Below are 20,251 nucleotides of genomic sequence, written 5' to 3'. Positions count from 1 at the left end.
GGGCCATGTCGCCATTGTGTCATGCAGATGATGGATTTATGACTTGGCCACTTTCGGCGTCGCCATGGCCTCGGCGCCCTGTTCGCGCACCCAGAACAACGTCGCCCCGGCCACTGCCGCCGGCATCATCAACAGGTTGACCACTGGCACCAGCAGCACCAGGTAGACGATGCCGCCGAAGCTCATGCTCTGCCAGCGCTTCTGGCGCAGCCAGGCGAGCATTTCGTTCCAGCCCAGCTTGTGGTTATCGGCCGGGTAGTCGATGTATTGGATCGCCATCATCCACACGCCGAACAGCAGCCACAGTGGCGCGGCGATCAGGTTGACCACCGGAATGAAAGACAGGATAAACAGGCCGATGGCCCGTGGCAGGAAGTAGCCCAGCTTGCGCATTTCCCGGGCCAGGGTACGCGGAACCATTTCAATCAGTTCGCCCCAGCTGAAGGCCGGGAAGTCATCGGTACCCCGTACCACCACTTCGACTTTCTCGGAAAGAAAGCCATTGAACGGTGCCGCGATGATATTGGCGAGCATGGTGAAGGTGAAAAACACCATCAGCACCACCAGCACTACAAACAGCGGCCATAGCAGGTAATTCAGAAAGCTCAGCCAGCCGGGCAGGGTCGGCATCAAGTGGTCGACCCACAGGCTGAACTGATGGCCGGCAAAGTAGATCAAGCCGACGAACAGCACCAGGTTGATCGCCAGCGGCAGCAGCACAAACAGCCGCAGGCCGGGGCTCAGCACCAGTTTGAGGCCTTCACGCAGGTATTGCGGGCCGGAAAGAACAGGGGCGGGCATGGAGAACTCCGAGCAGGATGACGAACGCGCCGACCTTACCGGCTTTGCCTTCAAGGCGAAAGCGTGGTCGGTGTGACGACATCAACGGTAACAAAGGCGTCGATTAATCGGCCTGACTGCATAGAGACCGCCTATGAGCTGGATTGTTATTGCGTATTTCCTTAATCTTGCCCCCCTCGATACGCTGCACCCATTATTTTTCAGGGCCTGCGAGTTAAAGCCTTCCCCAAGTGCTTCGTGGTCCCTTTTTTATTCCAGCCGTCTTGTAGTCCGGGCGGTCGATAGGAGTGAGTCATGTCTGATACCCGTCATTCGCGAGTGATTATTCTCGGTTCCGGCCCTGCCGGTTACAGCGCTGCCGTCTACGCTGCCCGGGCCAACCTCAAGCCGCTGCTGATCACCGGCATGCAGGCGGGCGGTCAGTTGACCACCACCACTGAAGTCGACAACTGGCCGGGCGATGTCCACGGCCTGACCGGCCCGGTGTTGATGGAGCGTATGAAAGAGCACGCCGAGCGCTTTGAAACCGAGATCGTGTTTGATCACATCAACAAGGTCGACTTCTCCAAGAAGCCTTACAGCCTGACCGGCGACAGCGGCGTCTACACCTGCGACGCACTGATCATCGCCACCGGCGCCAGCGCTCGTTACCTGGGCCTGCCATCGGAAGAAGCGTTCATGGGCAAGGGTGTTTCCGCTTGCGCCACCTGTGACGGGTTCTTCTACCGCAACAAGCCGGTCGCCGTGGTCGGTGGCGGCAACACGGCCGTGGAAGAGGCACTGTACCTGGCCAACATCGCCAGCACCGTGACCCTGGTTCACCGCCGCGAGACGTTCCGCGCCGAGAAGATCCTGATCGACAAGCTGCACGCCCGTGTCGCCGAAGGCAAGATCATCCTCAAGCTCAACGCCACCCTGGATGAAGTCCTGGGCGACAACATGGGTGTGACCGGTGCTCGCCTGAAAAACAACGACGGCAGCTTCGACGAGCTGAAAGTCGACGGCGTGTTCATCGCCATCGGCCACACCCCGAACACGTCGTTGTTCGAAGGCGTGCTGGAAGCCAAAGACGGTTACCTGGTGGTGCAAGGCGGTCGTGAAGGCAACGCCACCGCGACCAACATCGAAGGCATCTTCGCTGCCGGCGACGTGGCCGATCACGTTTACCGCCAGGCCATCACCTCGGCCGGCGCCGGTTGCATGGCGGCCCTGGACGCCGAGCGTTACCTCGACGGTTTGAAGGACGCTGCGTTCTAAATTGTTGAAATAAAAAAACCGGCTACGAGGCCGGTTTTTTTATGGGTGCAATTTAAATCTGGGAGGGACAAGCCCTCTCCCACATTTTGATCTGCATCTGACTCAGGATTTGCGGGTCAGTGGCTGGGCGGCGAATTTCACACCTGCCAACCCATGGGCAATCAACGCGCGGATATTGCCATGGTCACTGCCCTCAGGCGTGGCCACCACCGAGCGGTAATGCTCGCCAAACGCCAGCAGCGCTTCCTGGTCGCTCAAGCCTTCCAGCAGCGCCAGGCCCAAGGTCTTGCACGAACCTTCGTTCTGCCCGGCAGCGTTTTCCACATCGCCGTTGGTGAAGGCCTGCGGCTGGTAATCGTAACCGGCAGCGATAAACGCCAGGGTGTCGGCAAAAACGTGTGCGCCGCTGTCGAGGCTGGCGCGCAGGGTGTTCAAATCAGTCATGGGTTTTTCCTTTGGCGAACGCCGCCTGTTGTTCGGCGCTGGCTTCTTGCTGGTATTGGGCTTTCCACTCGGCGTACGGCATGCCGTACACCACTTCACGGGCGTCATCGAGGCTCAGCTCGATCTGGCGCTCGTCGGCCTCGGCCTTGTACCACTTGGACAGGCAGTTACGGCAGAAACCGGCGAGGTTCATCAGGTCGATGTTCTGCACATCCTTGCGGCTGTCCAGGTGCGCCACCAGGCGGCGGAAGGCGGCGGCTTCGAGTTCGAGGCGTTGTTGATCGTTCATAGGGCTCACTGACAATTCAGGGGTTAGCGGCTGGCCGCCAGGGTAATCGACACCGACTCGGCAAAGCGCAGCGCATGGGGCTTGTCCACTTCGACTTCGGCGTACAGCACCGATTCGTTGCTCATCACCAGGTCCAGCAGTTCCTGGGTCAGGCGCTCCAGCAAGGCAAAGCGGTTGCCTTCCACGTGGGCGATGATGGCCTTGGTGATGGTGCGGTAGTTCAGCGCGTGGTCGATGTCGTTGTCGCGCACGGCTTCCTGGGCGGCATACAGGATGGTCAGGTTGATCAGCACATCCTGCTTGTTGAGGATTTCGTCCTCATTGATACCGATGAAGGTGCGCAGGCACAGGTCCTTGACCCGGATGCGCGCCATGCCTGGTTGAAGTTGTGGCATTGCTACTTGCTCCGTCCAATCAGTTGCAGGAACTCCATGCGCGTGGTGTTCGACTCGCGGAACGCGCCGAGCATCACCGAGGTGTTCATGGTTGAATTCTGTTTTTCCACGCCGCGCATCATCATGCACATGTGCTTGGCTTCGATCACCACGGCCACGCCAGCGGCCTGGGTCACGTCCTGGATGGCATCGGCGATTTGCCGGGTGAGGTTTTCCTGGATCTGCAGGCGCCGGGCGAACATGTCGACGATGCGCGCCAGCTTCGACAGGCCCAGTACCCTGCCGGTCGGAATATAGGCCACGTGGGCCTTGCCGATAAAGGGCAGCAGGTGATGCTCGCACAGCGAATACAGCTCGATGTCCTTGAGGATCACCATCTCGTCGTTGTCGGAGGCGAACAGTGCGCCGTTGACGATTTCCTCGAGGTTCTGTTCATAGCCATGACACAGGTACTGCATGGCCTTGGCGGCGCGCTTGGGGGTGTCGAGCAAGCCTTCGCGTTCCGGGTCTTCGCCCAGGCCCTTGAGGATCTCGCGGTAATGGTGGGGCAGGGATAAGGTCATACAACATCCTCACAAACGGCTTACTTGATATGCCGCCCGCCGTTGACGGTCAGGGTGGTACCGGTGACATAGGGGTTGTCCAGCAGGTAACGCACACTCTGGTAGATCACCTCGGGGCCAGGCTCGATGCCCAGAGCCGACTTGGCCAGCACCTTGGTGCGATAGGCCGCGTCGTCGCCTTCGTTGAACATCACCATCGCCGGGGCGATGCCGTTGACCTTGATCAGCGGCGCAAACTGCGCGGCGAACGACAGCGTCAGGCTGTCGAGCCCGGCCTTGGTGGCGCAGTAGGCGATGTGCTGGCGGCTGCCCTTGCGTACCACGTCATCGCTGATATGCACGATGTCGGCAGGTGTCGAGCGTTGCAGCAAGGGTGAACAATGCAGGTTGATCAGGTATGGCGCAAGCATGTGCACGCTGAACATGTCGGTAAAGGCACGGCTTTCGTCGCCCGGCGCCTCCGCGACCCAAGCCGAAGCGTTGTGGATGATCGCACGCAGGCTTTGGGTGTGGCTGTTCAGTTCAGCGATAAACGCGAGAATCCCGGCTTCGGTGGAAAAGTCGGCAAACACGCCGACTGCGCCACGCTCACGCAGGGCCTGCACGCCGGGGCGTTCGCTGCGGTAGCTGAAAATCACCGGCTGGCCTTCGTCCAGCAGGCGCTCGGCGCAATGCAGGCCGACGCGCTGGCCGGCGCCGGTGATCAGGATCGGGGCGTTCGTTGCAGTCATGGGAGGCTCGCGTCGCTGGCAGGCGCAAATCATACCAGCGACGGGCCGCCCCTGTACTCACGCCGCCGCTTCGGAGGCCTTGCGCGGGGCTGGCGCTGGGTGCAGCCAGTTCGCCAGCAGGTGGGTCGACAGCGGAATGAACCAGTACACCATCAAGGGCGTGAGTGCGATTGTGCTGACCAGCACCCGTGGCCCCAGCTCGAGTTCACTGAGCAGCGGCCCCAGGACGAAGTTGAACAGCAGCGACACCGGGAAAAACGCCAGCCAGATCGCCACCGCCTGCTTCCAGCGTGGCGGACGGGCACCCGCTGCGCCAAACCAGCCATCGATGCCCCGTACACGGTGCTCGGACGGGTCGGCGAACAAATCGCTGCCACGGCTCAACCACGCACTGCGTGAAGCGGAAAACTCCCAGGCGTGCAGGGTCTTCTCATCGGCGAAGCGGAAAATGATCTGGAATTCATCGTCATTGGGCGGTGGGGCCAGCACGCCGGAGCCCAGGTAACCGGGGAAGTCGGTGGCCAATTGCTCGCCTTCGCGCAGCCAGGCCATCAGTTCTTCATAGCGCCCTTTGGCCACGCGGCGCGCAACCATCAAGGTGACGGGAGAGGTAGACATTGTGTATCTCCAAATGTACGGGTGCACTGGACCGTGTAGGTGGCGCACAGACGAAGCTGCGGGGTGTTGCAGCGACGCGTAAAAAGCAGGCAAGGATTATTCCTGTTTTACCCGAATACACCAGCGACATTGGTCCGAAAAGCGGGAAACTTGAAAAAGACAGGTGTAAAGGCGTTAAATGAGCGCCCAGTTAACGTTGGTTTTTTGGTCAAAAATGCCCGTGATTACTGCTCCGCTTGAAAGTGTTTCGCATCTGGATTCCACTGATTCCGATGAGCTGTTTCCGATCCGTGAAGTCTCGAGATTGACAGGCGTCAACCCGGTCACCCTGCGTGCCTGGGAGCGCCGTTATGGGCTGATACAGCCCACGCGCACTGAAAGCGGGCATCGCCTCTATTCCAAGGCCGATATACAGACAGTCCATCGTATTCTCGATTGGATCGAACGCGGCGTCGCCGTAAGCAAAGTGGGCAAGATCCTCGCTCGCGACGATCAGCAGGCCGAAGCCGTTCGTGCGCAGCGCAATGCGGTCGAGGAAAGCGAATGGCCGCAGTGGCAGGCGCGGCTGATGCAGGCCGTAAGCGACTTCGATGACCGTCAACTGGAGCGTGTGTATGGGCAGGTCCTGGCTACCTACCCACTTGACGTGGTGTTCCAGGACATTCTGATGCCCCTGTGGAATGAGCTGTTGCGTCATCAGGGGCGTTTCGGCCAGGCCAGCGAGTGGCTGTTCTTCGACAACTTCCTGCGAGTGCGTGCCCTGGAGCGCCTGCAACTGGCGTGTGCTTCAACCGTGCCGCGGGTATTGCTGGCGGCCATGGCGGGTGAGTGCCGCAAGTTGGAGTTGCTGGTGGCGGCGCTCTTGATGAGCCGGGATGACCTGGCCGTGAAAGTGCTGGGCATGGGACAGCCGTTTGACGAGTTGACGCTGGTCTGCGAGAAGACTCACCCACAGGCGCTGATCCTCTTCTCTAATTACTCGCATAACCATGATCTTGCCGGGCGTTTGAACCGCTTGGCGTTGACCCTGGATTGCCCGCTGCTGCTTGCAGGTGCGGCGTCGGATCTTGCCGAGGACGGCCTGGCCGGCACGTCCATCGGCTGCCTGGGCAATGAAGGTCGCTTGATGCGGCGGCGCTTGCAACAGTTTCTCAGCGGCGCGCTGGATACCTGATTTCAGGCATGCATGTGCGGGTGGACCAGGCGGTGCTGGTGCAGGATGAACTGACGCAGGCGCTCGGTTTCATCCACGTCGCTTTGGCTCAAGCGGTAGGCAAACAAACCTCGCGCCGTTTCCCGCTCGAACGAGCCGCGCAGCGCGATGCGTTCGTAGCCCGACGGGCTGAACCACAGGGAAAAGGTTTTTGGCGGCTTGATCCGGCTGCGAATCTCCACCAGCACACCCTTGAATGACACTTCATGCACCCGCAGGGCGCCAGCAGCACCGCGGATGTTCTCCAGCGCCACCGGCGTTTCAAGCGCCAGGCGCCACGGGCGTATCATCGGCCCGTCTTCGAAAATACTCGGCACGCCCAAACGCAGATGCACCGCATTGAACTCATCCTCTACCAGATGCAGGGGGAAGGTCAGTTGCTGGTTGTCGAACTGCGCCTGGATGGTGAGGTGGTCATGGGCGGCCAGGCGGGTGAGCAAGTCGCGAATCTGTGCACCGCCGTTGACGGTCAGGCTCGACGAAGCATCCCGCAGGTTGAGTTGCGGGTTGTGCTGCATGCTCTGAATGAAATCCAGCTCATCCTGGGTCAGAAGCGCATTGCGTTGCATCGTGCTTGCTCAATGGAGAGGTATTAAAGTGCCATTATCCGCTGTTATGGCCGCAGTTTCTAAATTTTGTTTAATCCGCTTGTCGCTTTGAGCGCTGCCAGCTCGGCCTTGACCTCGGCCAGTTCACTTTCCAGCTGCGCGACACGCTGCTGGGCCTTGACCTGGAGCGTGACGTCCTTTTGTACACCGACGAAATACGTCTGCTTGTCCGCGGCGTTGTAAACCGTTGAAAGGGACAGTTCGTTCCAGAAATGGCTGCCGTCCTTGCGGTAATTGCGCAGGGTTTCCCGGCAGGCACCGCCGTTCTCCAGCGCTTCACGGATGGCCATCAGGGCCGGCTGGTCACGGTCGCCGGATTGCAGGAAGCGGCAATCCTGATAGAGGATTTCGTCGAGGGTGTAGCCGGTCAGCCGTTCGAATGCAGGGTTCACGTAGATCAGCGGCTTGTCCTTGCCTTCTCTTTCAGCGACGACGATGCCGTCGTTGGAAGCGTTGATCACCATTTGCATCAGCTTGGCGTTAATCATTGAGCGGTCCATGGCTTGTGGTTGGAGTGGGCAGTTTAAGACATGCCTTGAATCTTGCACGGCGGGCGCCGAAATATTTGCGCCAGCTGCTAATATCCCAGGCTTTCGCTCAACTACAGGATCAGATTGATGAAAGTCGCCATCCTTTCCGGCTCGGTGTACGGCACGGCTGAAGAAGTCGCGCGCCACGCCGCCGACCTCCTCAACAAGGCCGGCTTTGAGGCCTGGCACAATCCCCGTGCGACCTTGGCGGATGTAATAGCCTTCAGTCCGCAAGCCTTTCTGGCGGTGACCTCCACCACCGGCATGGGCGAATTGCCCGACAACCTGCAACCCCTGTATTCAACCATTCGCGACCAACTGCCCGCCGCTTGGCGCGGCCTGCCCGGCGCAGTGATCGGCCTGGGCGATGCCAGCTACGGCGATACCTTCTGTGGCGGCGGCGAGCAAATGCGCGAGCTGTTCGGCGAGTTGGGTGTGCGTGAAGTGCTGCCGATGCTGCGCCTGGACGCCAGCGAAAGCGTCACCCCGGAAGCCGACGCCGAGCCATGGCTGGCCGAGCTGGTCACTGCACTGCGCGCTTGACCGGAAACTCGCGTAACAACGCCAGCCAGGCCTGGGCGGCTCTCGACAGGTAGGCGCCCTCACGCCAGATAAAGGCAATGTCCCAGCGCAGGTAGTCGGGCGCCTTCAACGTCAGGCGCACCACCCCAGGTCGCACCAGCCCACGGGCGACCACGCTGGGCAGCAGCACCACGCCTTGGCCGGCGGCCACCAAGGCGGCGAGGAAATCCGCTTGGCCGCTGCGGCCGATTTCCTTCGGGGTAAAACCCAACTGCTGACACGCCTGCATCAGGCGGTCGTTAAGCACAAAGCTGCGCTGGTACATCAGGAACGGTGTGTCCGCCAATTCCTCGAGGCGCACCTGAGCGTTGTCCGCCAGGGGATGGTCAATCGGCAGCAGTGCGTCCAGGGGTTCATCGCAAAAGGCTTGCCAGGCAAACGCCGGATCATTGGGTTTCAAGCTGCCGCCCACTTCCAGCTCACCGCTCAGGATGGCCTGTTCGATATTGCGGCTACCGCCTTCCAGCAGTTGGATGGTGACGTTCGGGTAGCGCCGGCGGTACTCGGCAAACAACCCGGCGAACAGCGTGTCACCCGCCAGCAGCGGCAGGCCCAGGCGCAACTCGCCGCGGGTGAGCTGCTGCATATCGTCCAGCTCGCTCAGCAGTTCGGCTTGCAGGCGCAACATGGCTTCGGCGCGTTGCAGTACGACCTGGCCGGCGGCGGTCAGGCGGGTCTGCGAGCCGATGCGGTCGAGCAGCGGTGTGCCAAGGCTTTGCTCCAGTTGCGCCACCTGTTTGCTGACGGCGGACTGGCTGATATGCAGGGTTTTCCCCGCCTGGGTAAAGCCCCCTCGGTGGATCACTTCGACAAAGCTGCGCAGCTGTTTGAATTCCATCGGCCTGATTCCAGTTTGGAATGGCTGGCAGTCTAACAATTCGCTGTGGGGATGGAAGGCCGCACTCTAAAATGGGGGCCTGCGAGGACCCAAAGCCCATGAAACGTTTTCCCTTCAAACACCTTGGCCGTTTGCTGACTGAACTGGTCGTGCTGCTCGCGATTTATCTGCTGGGCACCCAGTTGGCGAGCTGGCTAGCTTGGCCCATTCCCGGTGGCGTGGTGGGCCTGGGCCTGTTGCTGGCAACGTTCGCCAGCGGCCTGGTCAAACCGGCGGCACTGCAATTGGGCGCCGGGGTGTTGATGGCCGAGATGCTGCTGTTCTTCATCCCGGCCCTGATGAGCCTGCTCGATTACGGTGGCCTGCTGCGCAACGATGGCTGGCGCATCCTGTTGGTGATCAGCTTGAGCACGCTGGCGGTGATGCTGGTCACGGCGTTTACGGTAGAAGCGGTGTGCCGCTGGAGGTTGCGCCATGAAGCTTGAGCTGATGCCGGTGTTCTGGCTCGCCTTGACCCTGGGCGCCTACGTATTCAGCCGCTGGCTCTACCGACGTACCGGGCGCTACCTGCTGTCGCCGCTGATCCTGGTGCCGGCACTGTTGCTGGCGGTGGCCTTGCCGATGCACACCGCCTATGCCGAATACGCCACCGACACCCACTGGCTGATGCTGGTGCTGGGCCCGGTGACTGTGGCGTTTGCCGTGCCGATCTGGCAGCAGCGCCGCTTGCTGGCGCGGCACTGGCCAGCGTTGTTGCTGGGCATGATGGCGGGCAGCGTGGCGTCGATCGCGACCTCGTTCGGCCTGGCAAAAGCCCTGGCGTTGGACAGCGCCGTGACGATGTCGCTGGTGCCGCGCTCGATCACCACACCGTTCGCCATGCCGGTGTCTTCCGACCTGGGTGGCGTGCCGGAGCTGACGGCGGTGTTCGTGATGTTCACCGGTGTGTTCGGCGCCATGCTCGGTGGTGTCTTGCTCAAATGGCTGCCGCTGCGGACACCCCTGGCACGTGGCGCATTGTTTGGCGTGGGCGCCCACGGTGCGGGTGTCAGCCGCGCCCATGAAGTGGGTGGCGAAGAGGGCTCGGTCGCCGGCCTGGTGATGGTGTTGACGGGGTTGCTCAACCTGTTTGCCGTGCCTTTTTTGGCGGCGCTTCTCTGACGCGCTTTAAACAAACTTCAACTATTCTCTGAACTGACCCGCTCGGTCATCAAGCTGGCTGCCAAGGCAACTCCGGCGGCCATGAGGTCTGACTAGACTGGCCCATCACACAAAAAAACAACAATAAGACAGTGCGCCAAGGAGGTCATCGCCGTGAGCCTAGCCCCCGTTCTATCGCCGCAGAATGTCAAAGACCAGGTCAGCGCTGCCGAATGGCAGACCCGCGTCGACCTGGCGGCCTGCTATCGCCTGGTGGCGCTGCATGGCTGGGATGACCTGATCTTTACCCATATCTCGGCCAAGGTGCCGGGCACCGATGATTTCCTGATCAACCCCTACGGGCTGATGTTCCACGAGATCACCGCGTCGAGCCTGGTCAAGGTCGACCTGGCCGGCAACAAACTGATGGACAGCCCCTACGACATCAATCCGGCGGGCTACACCATACACAGTGCCATCCATGAAGTTCGCCATGATGTGACGTGCGTGCTGCACACCCACACGGCCGCGGGTGTGGCCGTCGCTGCGCAGAAGCAGGGCGTGTTGCCCATCAGCCAGCAATCGCTCTTCGTGCTGTCGAGCCTGGCCTACCACGCCTACGAAGGCGTGGCCTTGAACCACGAAGAAAAAGCCCGCCTGCAGGCCGACCTCGGGGATAGCAATTTCCTGATGCTGCACAACCATGGCCTGCTGACCTGCGGCAGTACCATTGCCGACACCTTTCTGATGATGTTCACCTTCCAGCGCGCCTGCGATATTCAGGTGCTGGCGCAGAGCGGCGGCGCCGAATTGATCGCCATCGGGCCGCAGATTCTTGCCGGTGCCAAGGCGATGGTGGCGGCTGTCACAAAGAGCGCCCAAGGCATGGGCGGCGCGTTGGCCTGGCCGGCCTTGCTGCGCAAATTGGACCAGCAAGACCCAGGGTATAACCGCTGATGCCACTCGCCGAAATCCCGCTCAGAGTCTGGCGCAAGCGTGGCCAGGATTTCGTCTTTCGCGGCCGTACCCTTCGCTATTGGGTGGCCGGGCAGGGCGAACCGCTGCTGCTGATCCATGGCTTCCCCACGGCCAGTTGGGACTGGCATTACCTATGGCAACCCCTGGCCCAGCGGCACCTGGTGATCGCCTGCGACATGCTCGGCTTCGGTGACTCGGCCAAGCCGCTGGACCACGATTATTGCCTGCTGGAGCAGGCGGACTTGCAACAGGCCCTGCTCGAACACTTGCGAGTGGAACAGCCGGTGCATGTGTTGGCCCACGACTACGGTGATAGCGTCGCCCAGGAACTCCTGGCCCGGCACTACGAAGGCCGGTTTGAGATGGCCAGCTGTGTGTTCCTCAATGGCGGGTTGTTCCCCGAAACCCATCGCCTGGCGCTGGTGCAAAAACTCTTGCTCAGCCCCCTGGGCTGGATGATCGGCCGCGCCTTCGGGCGAAGTGCCCTGTCTGACAGCTTCGGCCAGATATTCGGCCCCGACACCCGCCCCAGTGAAAGTGCCCTGGATGATTTCTGGAGCCTGATCAATGCCAACGGCGGCACGCGCATCCTGCACAAACTGATCGCCTACGTCCCCCAGCGCCGTCGCCTGCGTGATCGCTGGGTCGGCGCGATGCAGCGCGGCGAAGTGCCGTTGCGGGTGATCGACGGCGAAGTGGACCCGATCTCCGGCGCGCATATGGTCGAGCGTTACCAGCAACTGGTGCCCGACGCCGACACGGTGTTGCTGGCCAATATCGGCCACTACCCGCAGATCGAGGCGCCGGTGCAGGTGCTCAGGCACTACCAGGCCTTTCGTGATCGGCTCGGGCAGCCCGTGGTGTGGGAGGGGGCTTGCCCCCGATGGCAGAGTGTCAGTCACTGAATGGGCTGACTGACACTTTGCCATCGGGTCATCTTCATCATCCCCCAGCCTTATCGAGCACCATTCAGCCTCCGCCGTATTTATTGTGACCGCAGGCGCGTTGCCGGACACTCGAACCATTCCCATTGTCGCCAGCGGAGTTTGGTATGAGTGAGTCAGTGCAGTTCCAGGATAAGGTCGTGATCGTCACCGGTGCCGGCGGCGGATTGGGCCGGGCCCATGCGCTGCTGTTCGCCAGGCACGGGGCCAAGGTCCTGGTCAACGACCTCGGCGGTTCTACCCAGGGCGAGGGCGCCAATGCCTCCGCCGCCGATCGGGTGGTCGCCGAGATTCGTGCTGCGGGCGGTGTCGCCGAGGCCAACCATGACTCTGTCACCGACGGTGACAAAATCGTCCAGAACGCCCTCGACGTTTTCGGTCGCGTCGACGTAGTGGTCAACAACGCCGGCATCCTGCGTGATAAAACCTTCCACAAAATGGACGACGCCGACTGGGACCTGGTTTACCGCGTGCATGTCGAAGGCGCCTACAAAGTCACCCGCGCCGCCTGGCCCCACCTGCGTGAGCAAGGCTACGGCCGGGTGATCTTCACCGCGTCCACCTCGGGCATCTACGGCAATTTCGGCCAGTCCAACTACGGCATGGCCAAGCTCGGGCTGTACGGCCTGACCCGCACCCTGGCCCTGGAAGGGCGCAAGAACAACATCCTGGTCAATGCGATTGCCCCTACCGGCGGTACGCGCATGACCGAAGGCCTGATCCCGCCGCAAGTGTTCGAGCGCCTCAAGCCGGAACTGGTCAGCCCGCTGGTGGTGTACCTGGGCAGCGAAGCGTGCCAGGAAACGTCCGGGCTGTTCGAGGTGGGTGGCGGCTGGATCGGCAAGACCCGCTGGGAACGCAGCCTGGGCGTAGGCTTCGACCCTGAAGCCGGGTTCTCCCCCGATGACGTGGCGGCGCATTGGGCGCAGATCTGCGACTTTGAAGGCGCAGCCCACCCCACCGACAACATCGAAGCGCTGAAGGAGATGATGGCGAACTTGCAGAAGTACAGCCTGTGATCGTTGCTTGAAAAAGCTTGAATCCCACGGGGCGCTGATGGCGCCCCGTTTTATTTCAGGCAAAAAAAAAGCCGCTGCAAACGCAGCGGCTGAAGTCAGACGTTGGATCAAGGAGCGACAAATCAACGTCAGTGAACACAGGTAACAGATTGAAAACAGGCATCAATCCATTCAAGTCTGGCTGTTCTTCCCGAGGGGGAAGCGGGCTGTTTGCCCTGAAAGCCAGGCAAGAATAGTCGGTTGTTACAAAATGAGTAATCCCGATTCATGACAAGGACTGTTACTGAAAGCGCAACAGTTTCAGGGCAAGCCATCCATTCCCCTGATAGCCCGCCATCCACCCAATCCATGGGGCTGCCCGCACCCCGGCCAGAGCGGCTTGTCATCCTTTCGAGCGATAGAGCGAATCCCTCCTTGGTGCGCTTATCGCTCCTGATGCGCGGCAGTAGGGTGAGGCCTTCTGTCACTCACCGGGGAAGACGCATGACAAAAACAACAATGCGCGCCATCTTCACGCCACAGGCGCTGGCCGCTGCGGTTGCGTTGGGTTGCTGTGCCCAGGCACAGGCTGTTTCCTTCAACATCGGCGAGATCGAAGGGCAATTCGACTCCTCGCTGTCGGTCGGCTCGAGCTGGGGCATGCGCGATGCCGATAAAAAGCTCGTGGGCACCGTCAATGGTGGCACGGGCCAGGCTTCCACGGGGGATGACGGGCGTCTCAACTTCAAGAAGGGTGAGACCTTCTCCAAGATCTTCAAAGGCCTGCATGACCTGGAGCTGAAGTACGGCGACACCGGTGTGTTCGTGCGCGGCAAGTACTGGTACGACTTCGAACTCAAGGACGAAGACCGCGAGTTCAAGCAGATCAGCGACCACAACCGCAAGGAAGGCGCCAAGTCCAGCGGTGCGCAGATCCTCGATGCGTTCGTCTACCACAACTACTCCCTGGGCGACCTGCCGGGCACCGTGCGTGCCGGCAAGCAGGTGGTCAGTTGGGGCGAAAGTACCTTCATCGGCAACTCCATCAACAGCATCAACCCGATTGACGTGTCGGCGTTCCGTCGGCCCGGTGCCGAGATCAAGGAAGGGCTGATCCCGGTCAACATGTTGTTTGCGTCCCAGAGCCTGACCAACCAACTGACCGTGGAAGGCTTCTACCAGCTGGAGTGGGACCAGACGGTGCTGGATAACTGCGGCACCTTCTTTGGCAATGACGTGGCGGCGGATGGCTGCACCGGCAACTACACGGTGGGTAGTCCGGCGATTGCACCGCTCCAACCGATCGCAGCGGCTCGCGGCCAAGGCTTTGTGGTGACCCGCGAAGGCGTGGTGGTGCAGCGTGCCGGTGACCGCGATGCACGGGACTCCGGCCAATTCGGTGCAGCCTTGCGCTGGCTGGGCGATGACACGGAGTACGGCCTGTACTTCATGAACTACCACAGCCGCACCCCGACTGTGGGCACGATTACCGCCAACACCAATCTGGCGACCATCGGTGGTATCGCGGCGGCCGCTCCGGCGGGCTTCGGTTCGGCCCTGGCCCAGAGCACCATGCTCGGCCGTGGCCAGTACTACCTCGACTATCCGGAAGACATCCGCCTGTTCGGCGCCAGTTTCTCCACCACCTTGCCCACCGGCACGGCGTGGACCGGCGAGATCAGCTACCGCCCGAATGCACCGGTGCAGCTCAACACCACTGACTTGACCCTGGCCCTGATCAACCCGATTGCCGGCAATGCGGCATCGCCGATCCGTTCCTCCTTCGGTGCCGACAACAAGGGCTACCGCCGCAAGGAAATCACCCAGATCCAAAGCACCATGACTCAGTTCTTCGACCAGGTGCTGGGCGCTGAACGCTTGACCCTGGTGGGCGAAGCGGCCGTGGTGCATGTGGCCGGCCTGGAGGATAAATCCAAGCTGCGTTACGGCCGCGACTCGGTGTACGGCGCCTATGGTTTCCAGGGTGACACCGACGGTTTCGTCACCTCCACCTCCTGGGGCTACCGCGCGCGGGCGATCCTCGACTACAACAATGCGATTGCCGGGGTGAACCTCAAGCCCAACCTGTCCTGGTCCCATGACGTGGCCGGCTACGGGCCCAACGGGATCTTCAATAAAGGCGCCAAGGCCATCAGCGTCGGCGTGGATGCGGACTATCGCAGCACCTACACCGCCAGCCTCAGTTACACCGACTTCTTTGGCGGCGACTACAACACCCTGACCGACCGCGACTTTCTCGCCCTCAGCTTCGGCGTGAACTTCTGATTTGGCTTAAAGAAGGACAAGAATCCATGCGTAAGACAATTGCAGTATTGGCCCTCAGCCTGTTGGCCTCCCACGTGATGGCGGCGGTGTCGCCGGAAGAGGCGGCCAAGCTGGGCACCACCCTGACACCGGTCGGCGCCGAAAAAGCCGGCAACGCCGATGGCTCGATCCCGGCGTGGACCGGCGGTATCCCGAAAAACGCTGGCGCGATAGACAGCAAAGGCTTCCTCGCCGACCCGTTCGCCAATGAAAAACCGCTGTTCGTGATCACCGCCGCCACGGTGGACAAGTACAAGGACAAACTCTCCGACGGCCAGGTGGCGATGTTCAAGCGCTACCCCGAGACCTACAAGATCCCGGTGTACCCGAGCCACCGTACGGTCAACCTGCCACCGGATATCTACGAGTCGATCAAGCGCAGCGCGCTGAACGTCAAGACGATCAACGACGGCAACGGCCTGGAAAACTTCACCGGCAACCGTTACTACGCGTTCCCGATTCCCAAGAATGGCGTGGAAGTGCTGTGGAACCACATCACCCGTTACCACGGCGGCAACCTGCGCCGCATCATCACCCAGGCCACCCCGCAGACCAATGGCAGCTACACGCCGATCCGCTTCGAGGAGGAAGTGGCGGTGCCCCAGGCGATTCCCGATATCGACCAGGCCAAGGCGGCCAACGTGCTGAGCTATTTCAAGCAATCGGTGACCGCCCCGGCGCGCCTGGCGGGCAACGTGCTGCTGGTGCACGAGACCCTCGACCAGGTGAAGGAGCCGCGCCTGGCCTGGATCTACAACGCCGGCCAGCGCCGCGTGCGCCGCGCGCCGCAAGTGTCCTATGACGGCCCGGGCACCGCATCCGACGGCCTGCGCACCACCGACAACTTCGACATGTTCTCCGGCGCCCCCGACCGCTATGACTGGAAGCTGGTGGGCAAGAAAGAGATGTACATCCCCTACAACAGCTACAAGCTCGATTCGCCGTCGCTCAAGTACGACGACATCATCAAGGCCGGTCATATCAACCAGGACCTGACCCGTTACGAACTGCACCGCGTGTGGGAAGTGGTCGGCACGGTCAAGCCGAGCGAGCGGCACATCTACGCCAAGCGCCACATGTACATCGACGAAGACAGCTGGCAAGTCGCGCTGGTGGATCACTACGACGGTCGTGGCCAACTGTGGCGCGTCGCCGAAGGCCATGCGCAGTTCTACTACGACCACCAGGTGCCGGCCTACACCGTCGAGACCCTGTACGACATCATTGCCGGGCGCTACATCGCACTGGGCATGAAGAACGAGGAGAAGAGCAGCTTCGTGTTCGGCTTTGCGGCCAAGGCAGCGGACTACACCCCGGCGGCGTTGAGGGCTGAAGGCGTGCGCTGATCCCAATATGAAATGCAATCAAATGTGGGAGGGGGCTTGCCCCCGATGGCGGTGTATCAGTCAACCAATCCAGTGACTGACAGTCCCTCATCGGGGGCAAGCCCCCTCCCACAGTGGGTTTTGTACACATGGGGTTCTGTGCATGGCCCTCAATCACCCTGCTGAATACTTCTTCAACAACCACCCGCCACAGGACTAGGGTAAGCATCAGGTTGCATAACAATAAAAAAGCAGGATGCAGCAATGACTGCCATGACACGCTGCCTGGACCGTCCTGGATTCATGCCCCGGCTGTCCGCTCACCATTTGCTGCGCCCACGCCTGGCCGAGCCGTTGCTGACGGACCAGGCCAGGGTCAAATTACTCTGCGCCCCCGGCGGCAGTGGCAAGAGCGCGCTGCTCGCCGAATGTGCGTTGCAGGCGCCTGCGGGTTGCCAGGTGTACTGGTTGCCCCTCAATGGCGCGGTGCTCAGCCCCCTCGACCTGTGCCTGCGGCTGGCGCAAAACCTGGGCCTGACGTTTACCGATGAAACCACCTTGCTGCTCGACCTCAGCCGCTGGCAGGCCTCGGCGTGGCTGTTCCTCGATGATTTTTGCCGCTTGCCCACGCCCGACACCGACGCCTTGCTCGACCGCCTGCTCACCGCCAGCAGCCCGGCCCTGAGCTGGTGGTTGGGCGCACGACGGCGACCGGCGTGCAACTGGCCGCGCCTGCTGCTCGACGATGAGTTGCTCGAATGTGGCGCCGAACTGGCCTTCAGCCCTGGGGAAATCCAGCAGCTGCTCAGCCATGCCCCCGGGCATTCGGTCGACAGCGTGCAGCAGTTCAGCGCCGGTTGGTGCGCGGGCGTGCGCATCGCCCTGCTGGGGGATGGGCACCCCGACAAGACCTTGCTCGACTACCTGCAACACGAACTGTTCAGCACATTGCCGCCGGAGCTGGCGGAGGCCTGGCGCGTGCTGGCCCATCTGCCGCGCTTCAACGCCGGCTTGTGCGAGCACTTGTTCGGCGCGGGGGACGGTGACCAGTACCTGAGGGATCTGCAGGTGCTCGGCGCCTTTATCCAGCCGTGGGAAGACACCGACTGGCTGCAGGTTTTTCCGCCCCTGGCGCAGCTGATGCAAAACGAACCCTGGCCGGCCAAACGCTCCTGGCATCGCCGCGCCTGCCAATGGTTCTGCGCCGAGCAGGACTGGCAGGCCGCCTTCGAACAGGCGCTGCTGGCCGAAGAATATGAAATGGCGGTGAGCCTGTTGCAGCATTTCAGTTTCGAGGACCTGTTCCGCCAGCAGAACGCCGTCTTGCTGTTGCACCTGCATGAGCAGCATGGCGATGAATTGATGCTCGGCTCGGCACAACTGGTGGGGCTGGTGACGGCGGCGTTGCTGTTTGCCGGGCGCTTCGAACAGGCGGCGGTGTGCATCGATCAACTGGCCCGGTTTGCCCCGCAACCGACGGCGGCGCAGCAGCGGTATTTGTTGGCGCGCTGGCAGGCGCAATGGGGCTGGCTGCTGCATCTGAGCGGCGATGCCGAGGGCTCGCGCCTGCATTTTCTGGAGGCGCTGCAAGCCTTGCCCGACAGCGCGTGGACCTCGCGGCTGATGTGCCTGTCGGGCCTGACCCAGCAGGCCTTGTTGCGCGGCGAACTGGACGTGGCCCAACGCCTGAACCGCGAAGCGCTGTGCCTGGCGCGCGCCCAGGGTTCGTTGCTGCTGGAGGCGCTGCTTGAACTGGATCACGCTCAACTGCTGGAACAGCGCGGGGCACCGTACCGGGCCCAGAGCCTGCTGGAAAATGTACAGGCCATGTTGCTTGAACAGCGGCTCAAGGCCGGCCCCTTGGTGGGGCGTATCGCCTTGCGACGCGGGCACCTGGCCTTGCGCCAGGGCCAGGACAGCCTGGCCGCCGAGTGTTTCGACACGGGCTTGAAGATGTGCCTGCACAGCCAGGACAAGCGCGTGCTCTACGGCTTTCTCGGCCTGGCGCTGTTGGCTGCCAACCGTGGCGATTACGCCCAGGCTTTTGTCCAGTTGCGTGAGGCTGAGCGGCTGATGCAGCAACGCCAGGTGCCGGACACGGTGTACCGCGCGGTGCTGCTGTTGGTCAGCGGGCACTTCTGGTTGCAGCAGGGGCGCGCCGAATTGACCGTGGAAGCGGTGCGCCGCGTGCTGCGTCACTTCCGTGGGCCCCAGGCCAAACAAGCACCGCCGGCCACCCTGGAACTGATCCCGCGTCTTGAATACCTGTTGGTGCTGGCGGAGGTGAAGCTGGGCTGCGCCGAGCAACCGCTGGAACGGCTCCACGCGTTGCTGCAAGCCACCCATCAGCGCGGCATGCTGTGCCTGGAAATCGAACTGCACCTGGTGCTGGGCGAAGTCGCCTGGCAGTTGGGTGATCCGGCCTTGGCGCGCCGCTCGCTGCAAGCCGGCCTGGAGCTGGCGGCGCGTTGCCAGGTGCAGCAAGCGATTCGCGAATTGCGTCTGCGCGCGCCGGGACTGCTGAGTGAGCTGGGCCTGGAGCCTCAGGCATCAACCCCGGGCACGGTGGAAAACCCCTTGAGCCAGCGCGAACTGGAAGTGCTGCAACTGATCGCCCTCGGCAGTTCCAACCTGGAGATTGCCGACCGCCTGTTTATCTCCCTGCACACCGTCAAGACCCACGCACGGCGCATTCACAGCAAGCTCGGCGTGGAGCGGCGCACCCAGGCGGTGGCCAAGGCCAAGACCTTGGGCCTGATGGTTTAGATGAACGCCTGACGGTAGTCGCCGGGCGTGGCGCCCATGGCCTGGCGGAAGCGATGGGTAAAGTGGCTGGCGCTGGAGAAACCGCACAGCAGGGCAATCTCGCCCAACGGCAGGGCGCCGCCACGCAGCAGGTTTTGCGCGCGGGTCAGCCGGCGCGCCAGCAGGTACTGATGGGGCGGCAGGCCGAAACTCTGGCGAAACATCCGGGCGAAATGGTACTCCGACAACGCGCACAACCCAGCCAGTTGCCCAAGGCTGATGGGGTCTTCCAGGTGCTGGTCGATGTAGTCCACCAGCAACCGTCGTTGGTAGGCGGCCAGCCCGCCTTTCAACCGCAGGCCTTCGCGGGCGCCCACCTGGCTGAGCAGGGTGTGGCTGAGCATTTCATGGGCGAGGCTGCTGGTGAGCAGGCGTTCGGCGGGTTCGTCCCAGTTGAGGGCGATCAACTGGTGGAAGCGTCGGGCCAGGCGCTGGTCTTCCAGGAAGGTACTTTCCCGCAGTTCCAGCGCGCGCGGTTCGCGATCAAGCAGGGTAACGCAGCCCAGGGCAAATTGTTCCGGGCTGAAATACACGTGGGCCAGGCGGATTTCACCGTTGATCACCCAGGCCGATTGGTGCTCGGCAGGCAGTATGCACAGCTTGTCGGGGCCGCCCTTGGTGCCCGGCCGGTCGCGCCGAAACGTGCCGGTGCCGCCACCGACATAGCAGGACAAGGTGTGATGGCTGGGCGCCTGGTAGTCCTGGGAATCGTGATGGTTGCTCCACAAGGCCGCGGACAAGCCGTCACCGAGCTCGGCGCAGGCTTCCAGGCGTGCGTTGGGCGAGCGGTTAAGGGCTTGGAAGACTTGCAGGGATTCCAGGTCTGGCATGGTGTGTGTTCTCCGACGCCTTGCATCCTACTCCGCG

22 protein-coding genes are annotated in these 20,251 nt (G+C 62.0%); 11 read left to right on the top strand and 11 right to left on the bottom strand.

Annotated features, from left to right (window positions below; genetic code table 11):
* Window positions 1-36 precede the first annotated feature (36 nt).
* On the bottom strand, window positions 37-801 hold the full coding sequence (gene cysZ, locus FX984_RS14215; protein ID WP_027607646.1) for a sulfate transporter CysZ: 765 nt from the start codon (window positions 799-801) through the stop codon (window positions 37-39).
* Window positions 802-1,095: 294 nt separating this feature from the next.
* Here cysZ and trxB point away from each other — a divergent pair, with 294 nt between their 5' ends.
* Complete coding sequence (gene trxB / locus FX984_RS14205) at window positions 1,096-2,058, top strand: thioredoxin-disulfide reductase (RefSeq protein WP_025858049.1); 963 nt, start codon at window positions 1,096-1,098, stop codon at window positions 2,056-2,058.
* 102 nt (window positions 2,059-2,160) lie between these two features.
* Here the strand turns inward: trxB and FX984_RS14200 are convergent, their stop codons facing one another.
* From FX984_RS14200 to FX984_RS14175, 6 genes are read right to left on the bottom strand one after another with little or no spacing between them, the layout of a single operon-like run.
* A complete protein-coding gene (locus tag FX984_RS14200; RefSeq protein ID WP_027607645.1) occupies window positions 2,161-2,502 on the bottom strand; it encodes a HopJ type III effector protein in 342 nt (113 codons plus the stop codon).
* Window positions 2,495-2,791, bottom strand: coding sequence for a DUF1244 domain-containing protein (locus FX984_RS14195; protein ID WP_027607644.1), 297 nt, complete (start codon window positions 2,789-2,791; stop codon window positions 2,495-2,497). The genes FX984_RS14200 and FX984_RS14195 overlap by 8 nt, the downstream gene beginning before the upstream one ends.
* A gap of 23 nt (window positions 2,792-2,814) precedes the next feature.
* Window positions 2,815-3,186, bottom strand: a complete 372-nt coding sequence (folX, locus tag FX984_RS14190) for a dihydroneopterin triphosphate 2'-epimerase (RefSeq protein ID WP_003194073.1) — start codon at window positions 3,184-3,186, stop codon at window positions 2,815-2,817.
* Between the two features lie 2 nt (window positions 3,187-3,188).
* Window positions 3,189-3,749: a GTP cyclohydrolase I FolE gene (folE, locus tag FX984_RS14185; protein WP_027607643.1), complete on the bottom strand. Its 561-nt coding sequence runs from the start codon at window positions 3,747-3,749 to the stop codon at window positions 3,189-3,191.
* 20 nt (window positions 3,750-3,769) lie between these two features.
* Entirely contained in the window at window positions 3,770-4,480 is a 711-nt protein-coding gene (gene folM, locus FX984_RS14180) for a dihydromonapterin reductase (RefSeq protein WP_027607642.1), read from the bottom strand.
* Between the two features lie 57 nt (window positions 4,481-4,537).
* Window positions 4,538-5,098, bottom strand: coding sequence for an antibiotic biosynthesis monooxygenase (locus FX984_RS14175; RefSeq protein WP_027607641.1), 561 nt, complete (start codon window positions 5,096-5,098; stop codon window positions 4,538-4,540).
* Between the two features lie 214 nt (window positions 5,099-5,312).
* On the opposite strand from FX984_RS14175, the gene FX984_RS14170 reads away from it, so the two are divergent.
* Complete coding sequence (locus FX984_RS14170; protein ID WP_146478290.1) at window positions 5,313-6,272, top strand: MerR family transcriptional regulator; 960 nt, start codon at window positions 5,313-5,315, stop codon at window positions 6,270-6,272.
* 2 nt (window positions 6,273-6,274) lie between these two features.
* On the opposite strand, the gene FX984_RS14165 is transcribed toward FX984_RS14170, so the two are convergent.
* Together FX984_RS14165 and FX984_RS14160 are read right to left on the bottom strand one after the other, a co-directional pair.
* On the bottom strand, window positions 6,275-6,880 hold the full coding sequence (locus FX984_RS14165) for a hypothetical protein (RefSeq protein ID WP_027607639.1): 606 nt from the start codon (window positions 6,878-6,880) through the stop codon (window positions 6,275-6,277).
* 59 nt (window positions 6,881-6,939) lie between these two features.
* Window positions 6,940-7,407, bottom strand: coding sequence for a PAS domain-containing protein (locus tag FX984_RS14160; protein ID WP_027607638.1), 468 nt, complete (start codon window positions 7,405-7,407; stop codon window positions 6,940-6,942).
* Window positions 7,408-7,536: 129 nt separating this feature from the next.
* Here FX984_RS14160 and FX984_RS14155 point away from each other — a divergent pair, with 129 nt between their 5' ends.
* Window positions 7,537-7,992, top strand: a complete 456-nt coding sequence (locus FX984_RS14155; RefSeq protein WP_065925982.1) for a flavodoxin — start codon at window positions 7,537-7,539, stop codon at window positions 7,990-7,992.
* Here FX984_RS14155 and FX984_RS14150 read toward each other — a convergent pair.
* The gene (locus tag FX984_RS14150; protein WP_146478291.1) at window positions 7,973-8,869 is read right to left on the bottom strand and encodes a LysR family transcriptional regulator; all 897 of its coding nucleotides are present in this window, start codon (window positions 8,867-8,869) and stop codon (window positions 7,973-7,975) included. The genes FX984_RS14155 and FX984_RS14150 overlap by 20 nt on opposite strands.
* A gap of 98 nt (window positions 8,870-8,967) precedes the next feature.
* On the opposite strand from FX984_RS14150, the gene FX984_RS14145 reads away from it, so the two are divergent.
* From FX984_RS14145 to FX984_RS14110, 8 genes are all read left to right on the top strand, one after another.
* The gene (locus FX984_RS14145; RefSeq protein ID WP_146478292.1) at window positions 8,968-9,354 is read left to right on the top strand and encodes a CidA/LrgA family protein; all 387 of its coding nucleotides are present in this window, start codon (window positions 8,968-8,970) and stop codon (window positions 9,352-9,354) included.
* Entirely contained in the window at window positions 9,344-10,030 is a 687-nt protein-coding gene (locus FX984_RS14140) for an LrgB family protein (RefSeq protein ID WP_027607634.1), read from the top strand. Before FX984_RS14145 ends, FX984_RS14140 begins: the two co-directional genes overlap by 11 nt.
* 153 nt (window positions 10,031-10,183) lie before the next feature.
* Window positions 10,184-10,966 (top strand): class II aldolase/adducin family protein, encoded by a 783-nt coding sequence (locus tag FX984_RS14135; protein WP_098480093.1) that lies wholly within the window; start codon window positions 10,184-10,186, stop codon window positions 10,964-10,966.
* Window positions 10,966-11,892, top strand: a complete 927-nt coding sequence (locus tag FX984_RS14130) for an alpha/beta fold hydrolase (RefSeq protein ID WP_146478293.1) — start codon at window positions 10,966-10,968, stop codon at window positions 11,890-11,892. The genes FX984_RS14135 and FX984_RS14130 overlap by 1 nt, the downstream gene beginning before the upstream one ends.
* A gap of 146 nt (window positions 11,893-12,038) precedes the next feature.
* Entirely contained in the window at window positions 12,039-12,950 is a 912-nt protein-coding gene (locus FX984_RS14125; protein ID WP_027607631.1) for an SDR family oxidoreductase, read from the top strand.
* 483 nt (window positions 12,951-13,433) lie between these two features.
* Window positions 13,434-15,215 carry a DUF1302 domain-containing protein gene (locus tag FX984_RS14120; RefSeq protein WP_081744486.1) on the top strand — a complete coding sequence of 594 codons (1,782 nt, stop codon included), beginning with the start codon at window positions 13,434-13,436 and terminating at the stop codon, window positions 15,213-15,215.
* 26 nt (window positions 15,216-15,241) lie between these two features.
* A complete protein-coding gene (locus FX984_RS14115; protein ID WP_065939021.1) occupies window positions 15,242-16,600 on the top strand; it encodes a DUF1329 domain-containing protein in 1,359 nt (452 codons plus the stop codon).
* A 243-nt stretch (window positions 16,601-16,843) separates the two neighbouring features.
* On the top strand, window positions 16,844-19,345 hold the full coding sequence (locus tag FX984_RS14110; RefSeq protein ID WP_146478294.1) for a LuxR C-terminal-related transcriptional regulator: 2,502 nt from the start codon (window positions 16,844-16,846) through the stop codon (window positions 19,343-19,345).
* On the opposite strand, the gene FX984_RS14105 is transcribed toward FX984_RS14110, so the two are convergent.
* Complete coding sequence (locus FX984_RS14105) at window positions 19,342-20,214, bottom strand: helix-turn-helix domain-containing protein (RefSeq protein WP_098480096.1); 873 nt, start codon at window positions 20,212-20,214, stop codon at window positions 19,342-19,344. The two genes, FX984_RS14110 and FX984_RS14105, sit on opposite strands and share 4 nt — an antisense overlap.
* Between the last annotated feature and the right edge of the window lie 37 nt (window positions 20,215-20,251).

It is taken from the genome of Pseudomonas marginalis (assembly GCF_008692035.1).
GTDB lineage: Bacteria > Pseudomonadota > Gammaproteobacteria > Pseudomonadales > Pseudomonadaceae > Aquipseudomonas > Aquipseudomonas marginalis.
Note: the sequence above shows the minus strand (reverse complement) of the source record. Positions and strands in the feature narration are given on the sequence as shown.

Coding starts and splice junctions, on each gene's coding strand:
- cysZ (WP_027607646.1), bottom strand. CDS start 801: ATGCCCGCCCCTGTTCTTTCCGGCCCGCAATACCTGCGTGAAGGCCTC.
- trxB (WP_025858049.1), top strand. CDS start 1,096: ATGTCTGATACCCGTCATTCGCGAGTGATTATTCTCGGTTCCGGCCCT.
- FX984_RS14200 (WP_027607645.1), bottom strand. CDS start 2,502: ATGACTGATTTGAACACCCTGCGCGCCAGCCTCGACAGCGGCGCACAC.
- FX984_RS14195 (WP_027607644.1), bottom strand. CDS start 2,791: ATGAACGATCAACAACGCCTCGAACTCGAAGCCGCCGCCTTCCGCCGC.
- folX (WP_003194073.1), bottom strand. CDS start 3,186: ATGCCACAACTTCAACCAGGCATGGCGCGCATCCGGGTCAAGGACCTG.
- folE (WP_027607643.1), bottom strand. CDS start 3,749: ATGACCTTATCCCTGCCCCACCATTACCGCGAGATCCTCAAGGGCCTG.
- folM (WP_027607642.1), bottom strand. CDS start 4,480: ATGACTGCAACGAACGCCCCGATCCTGATCACCGGCGCCGGCCAGCGC.
- FX984_RS14175 (WP_027607641.1), bottom strand. CDS start 5,098: ATGTCTACCTCTCCCGTCACCTTGATGGTTGCGCGCCGCGTGGCCAAA.
- FX984_RS14170 (WP_146478290.1), top strand. CDS start 5,313: ATGCCCGTGATTACTGCTCCGCTTGAAAGTGTTTCGCATCTGGATTCC.
- FX984_RS14165 (WP_027607639.1), bottom strand. CDS start 6,880: ATGCAACGCAATGCGCTTCTGACCCAGGATGAGCTGGATTTCATTCAG.
- FX984_RS14160 (WP_027607638.1), bottom strand. CDS start 7,407: ATGATTAACGCCAAGCTGATGCAAATGGTGATCAACGCTTCCAACGAC.
- FX984_RS14155 (WP_065925982.1), top strand. CDS start 7,537: ATGAAAGTCGCCATCCTTTCCGGCTCGGTGTACGGCACGGCTGAAGAA.
- FX984_RS14150 (WP_146478291.1), bottom strand. CDS start 8,869: ATGGAATTCAAACAGCTGCGCAGCTTTGTCGAAGTGATCCACCGAGGG.
- FX984_RS14145 (WP_146478292.1), top strand. CDS start 8,968: ATGAAACGTTTTCCCTTCAAACACCTTGGCCGTTTGCTGACTGAACTG.
- FX984_RS14140 (WP_027607634.1), top strand. CDS start 9,344: ATGAAGCTTGAGCTGATGCCGGTGTTCTGGCTCGCCTTGACCCTGGGC.
- FX984_RS14130 (WP_146478293.1), top strand. CDS start 10,966: ATGCCACTCGCCGAAATCCCGCTCAGAGTCTGGCGCAAGCGTGGCCAG.
- FX984_RS14125 (WP_027607631.1), top strand. CDS start 12,039: ATGAGTGAGTCAGTGCAGTTCCAGGATAAGGTCGTGATCGTCACCGGT.
- FX984_RS14120 (WP_081744486.1), top strand. CDS start 13,434: ATGACAAAAACAACAATGCGCGCCATCTTCACGCCACAGGCGCTGGCC.
- FX984_RS14115 (WP_065939021.1), top strand. CDS start 15,242: ATGCGTAAGACAATTGCAGTATTGGCCCTCAGCCTGTTGGCCTCCCAC.
- FX984_RS14110 (WP_146478294.1), top strand. CDS start 16,844: ATGACTGCCATGACACGCTGCCTGGACCGTCCTGGATTCATGCCCCGG.
- FX984_RS14105 (WP_098480096.1), bottom strand. CDS start 20,214: ATGCCAGACCTGGAATCCCTGCAAGTCTTCCAAGCCCTTAACCGCTCG.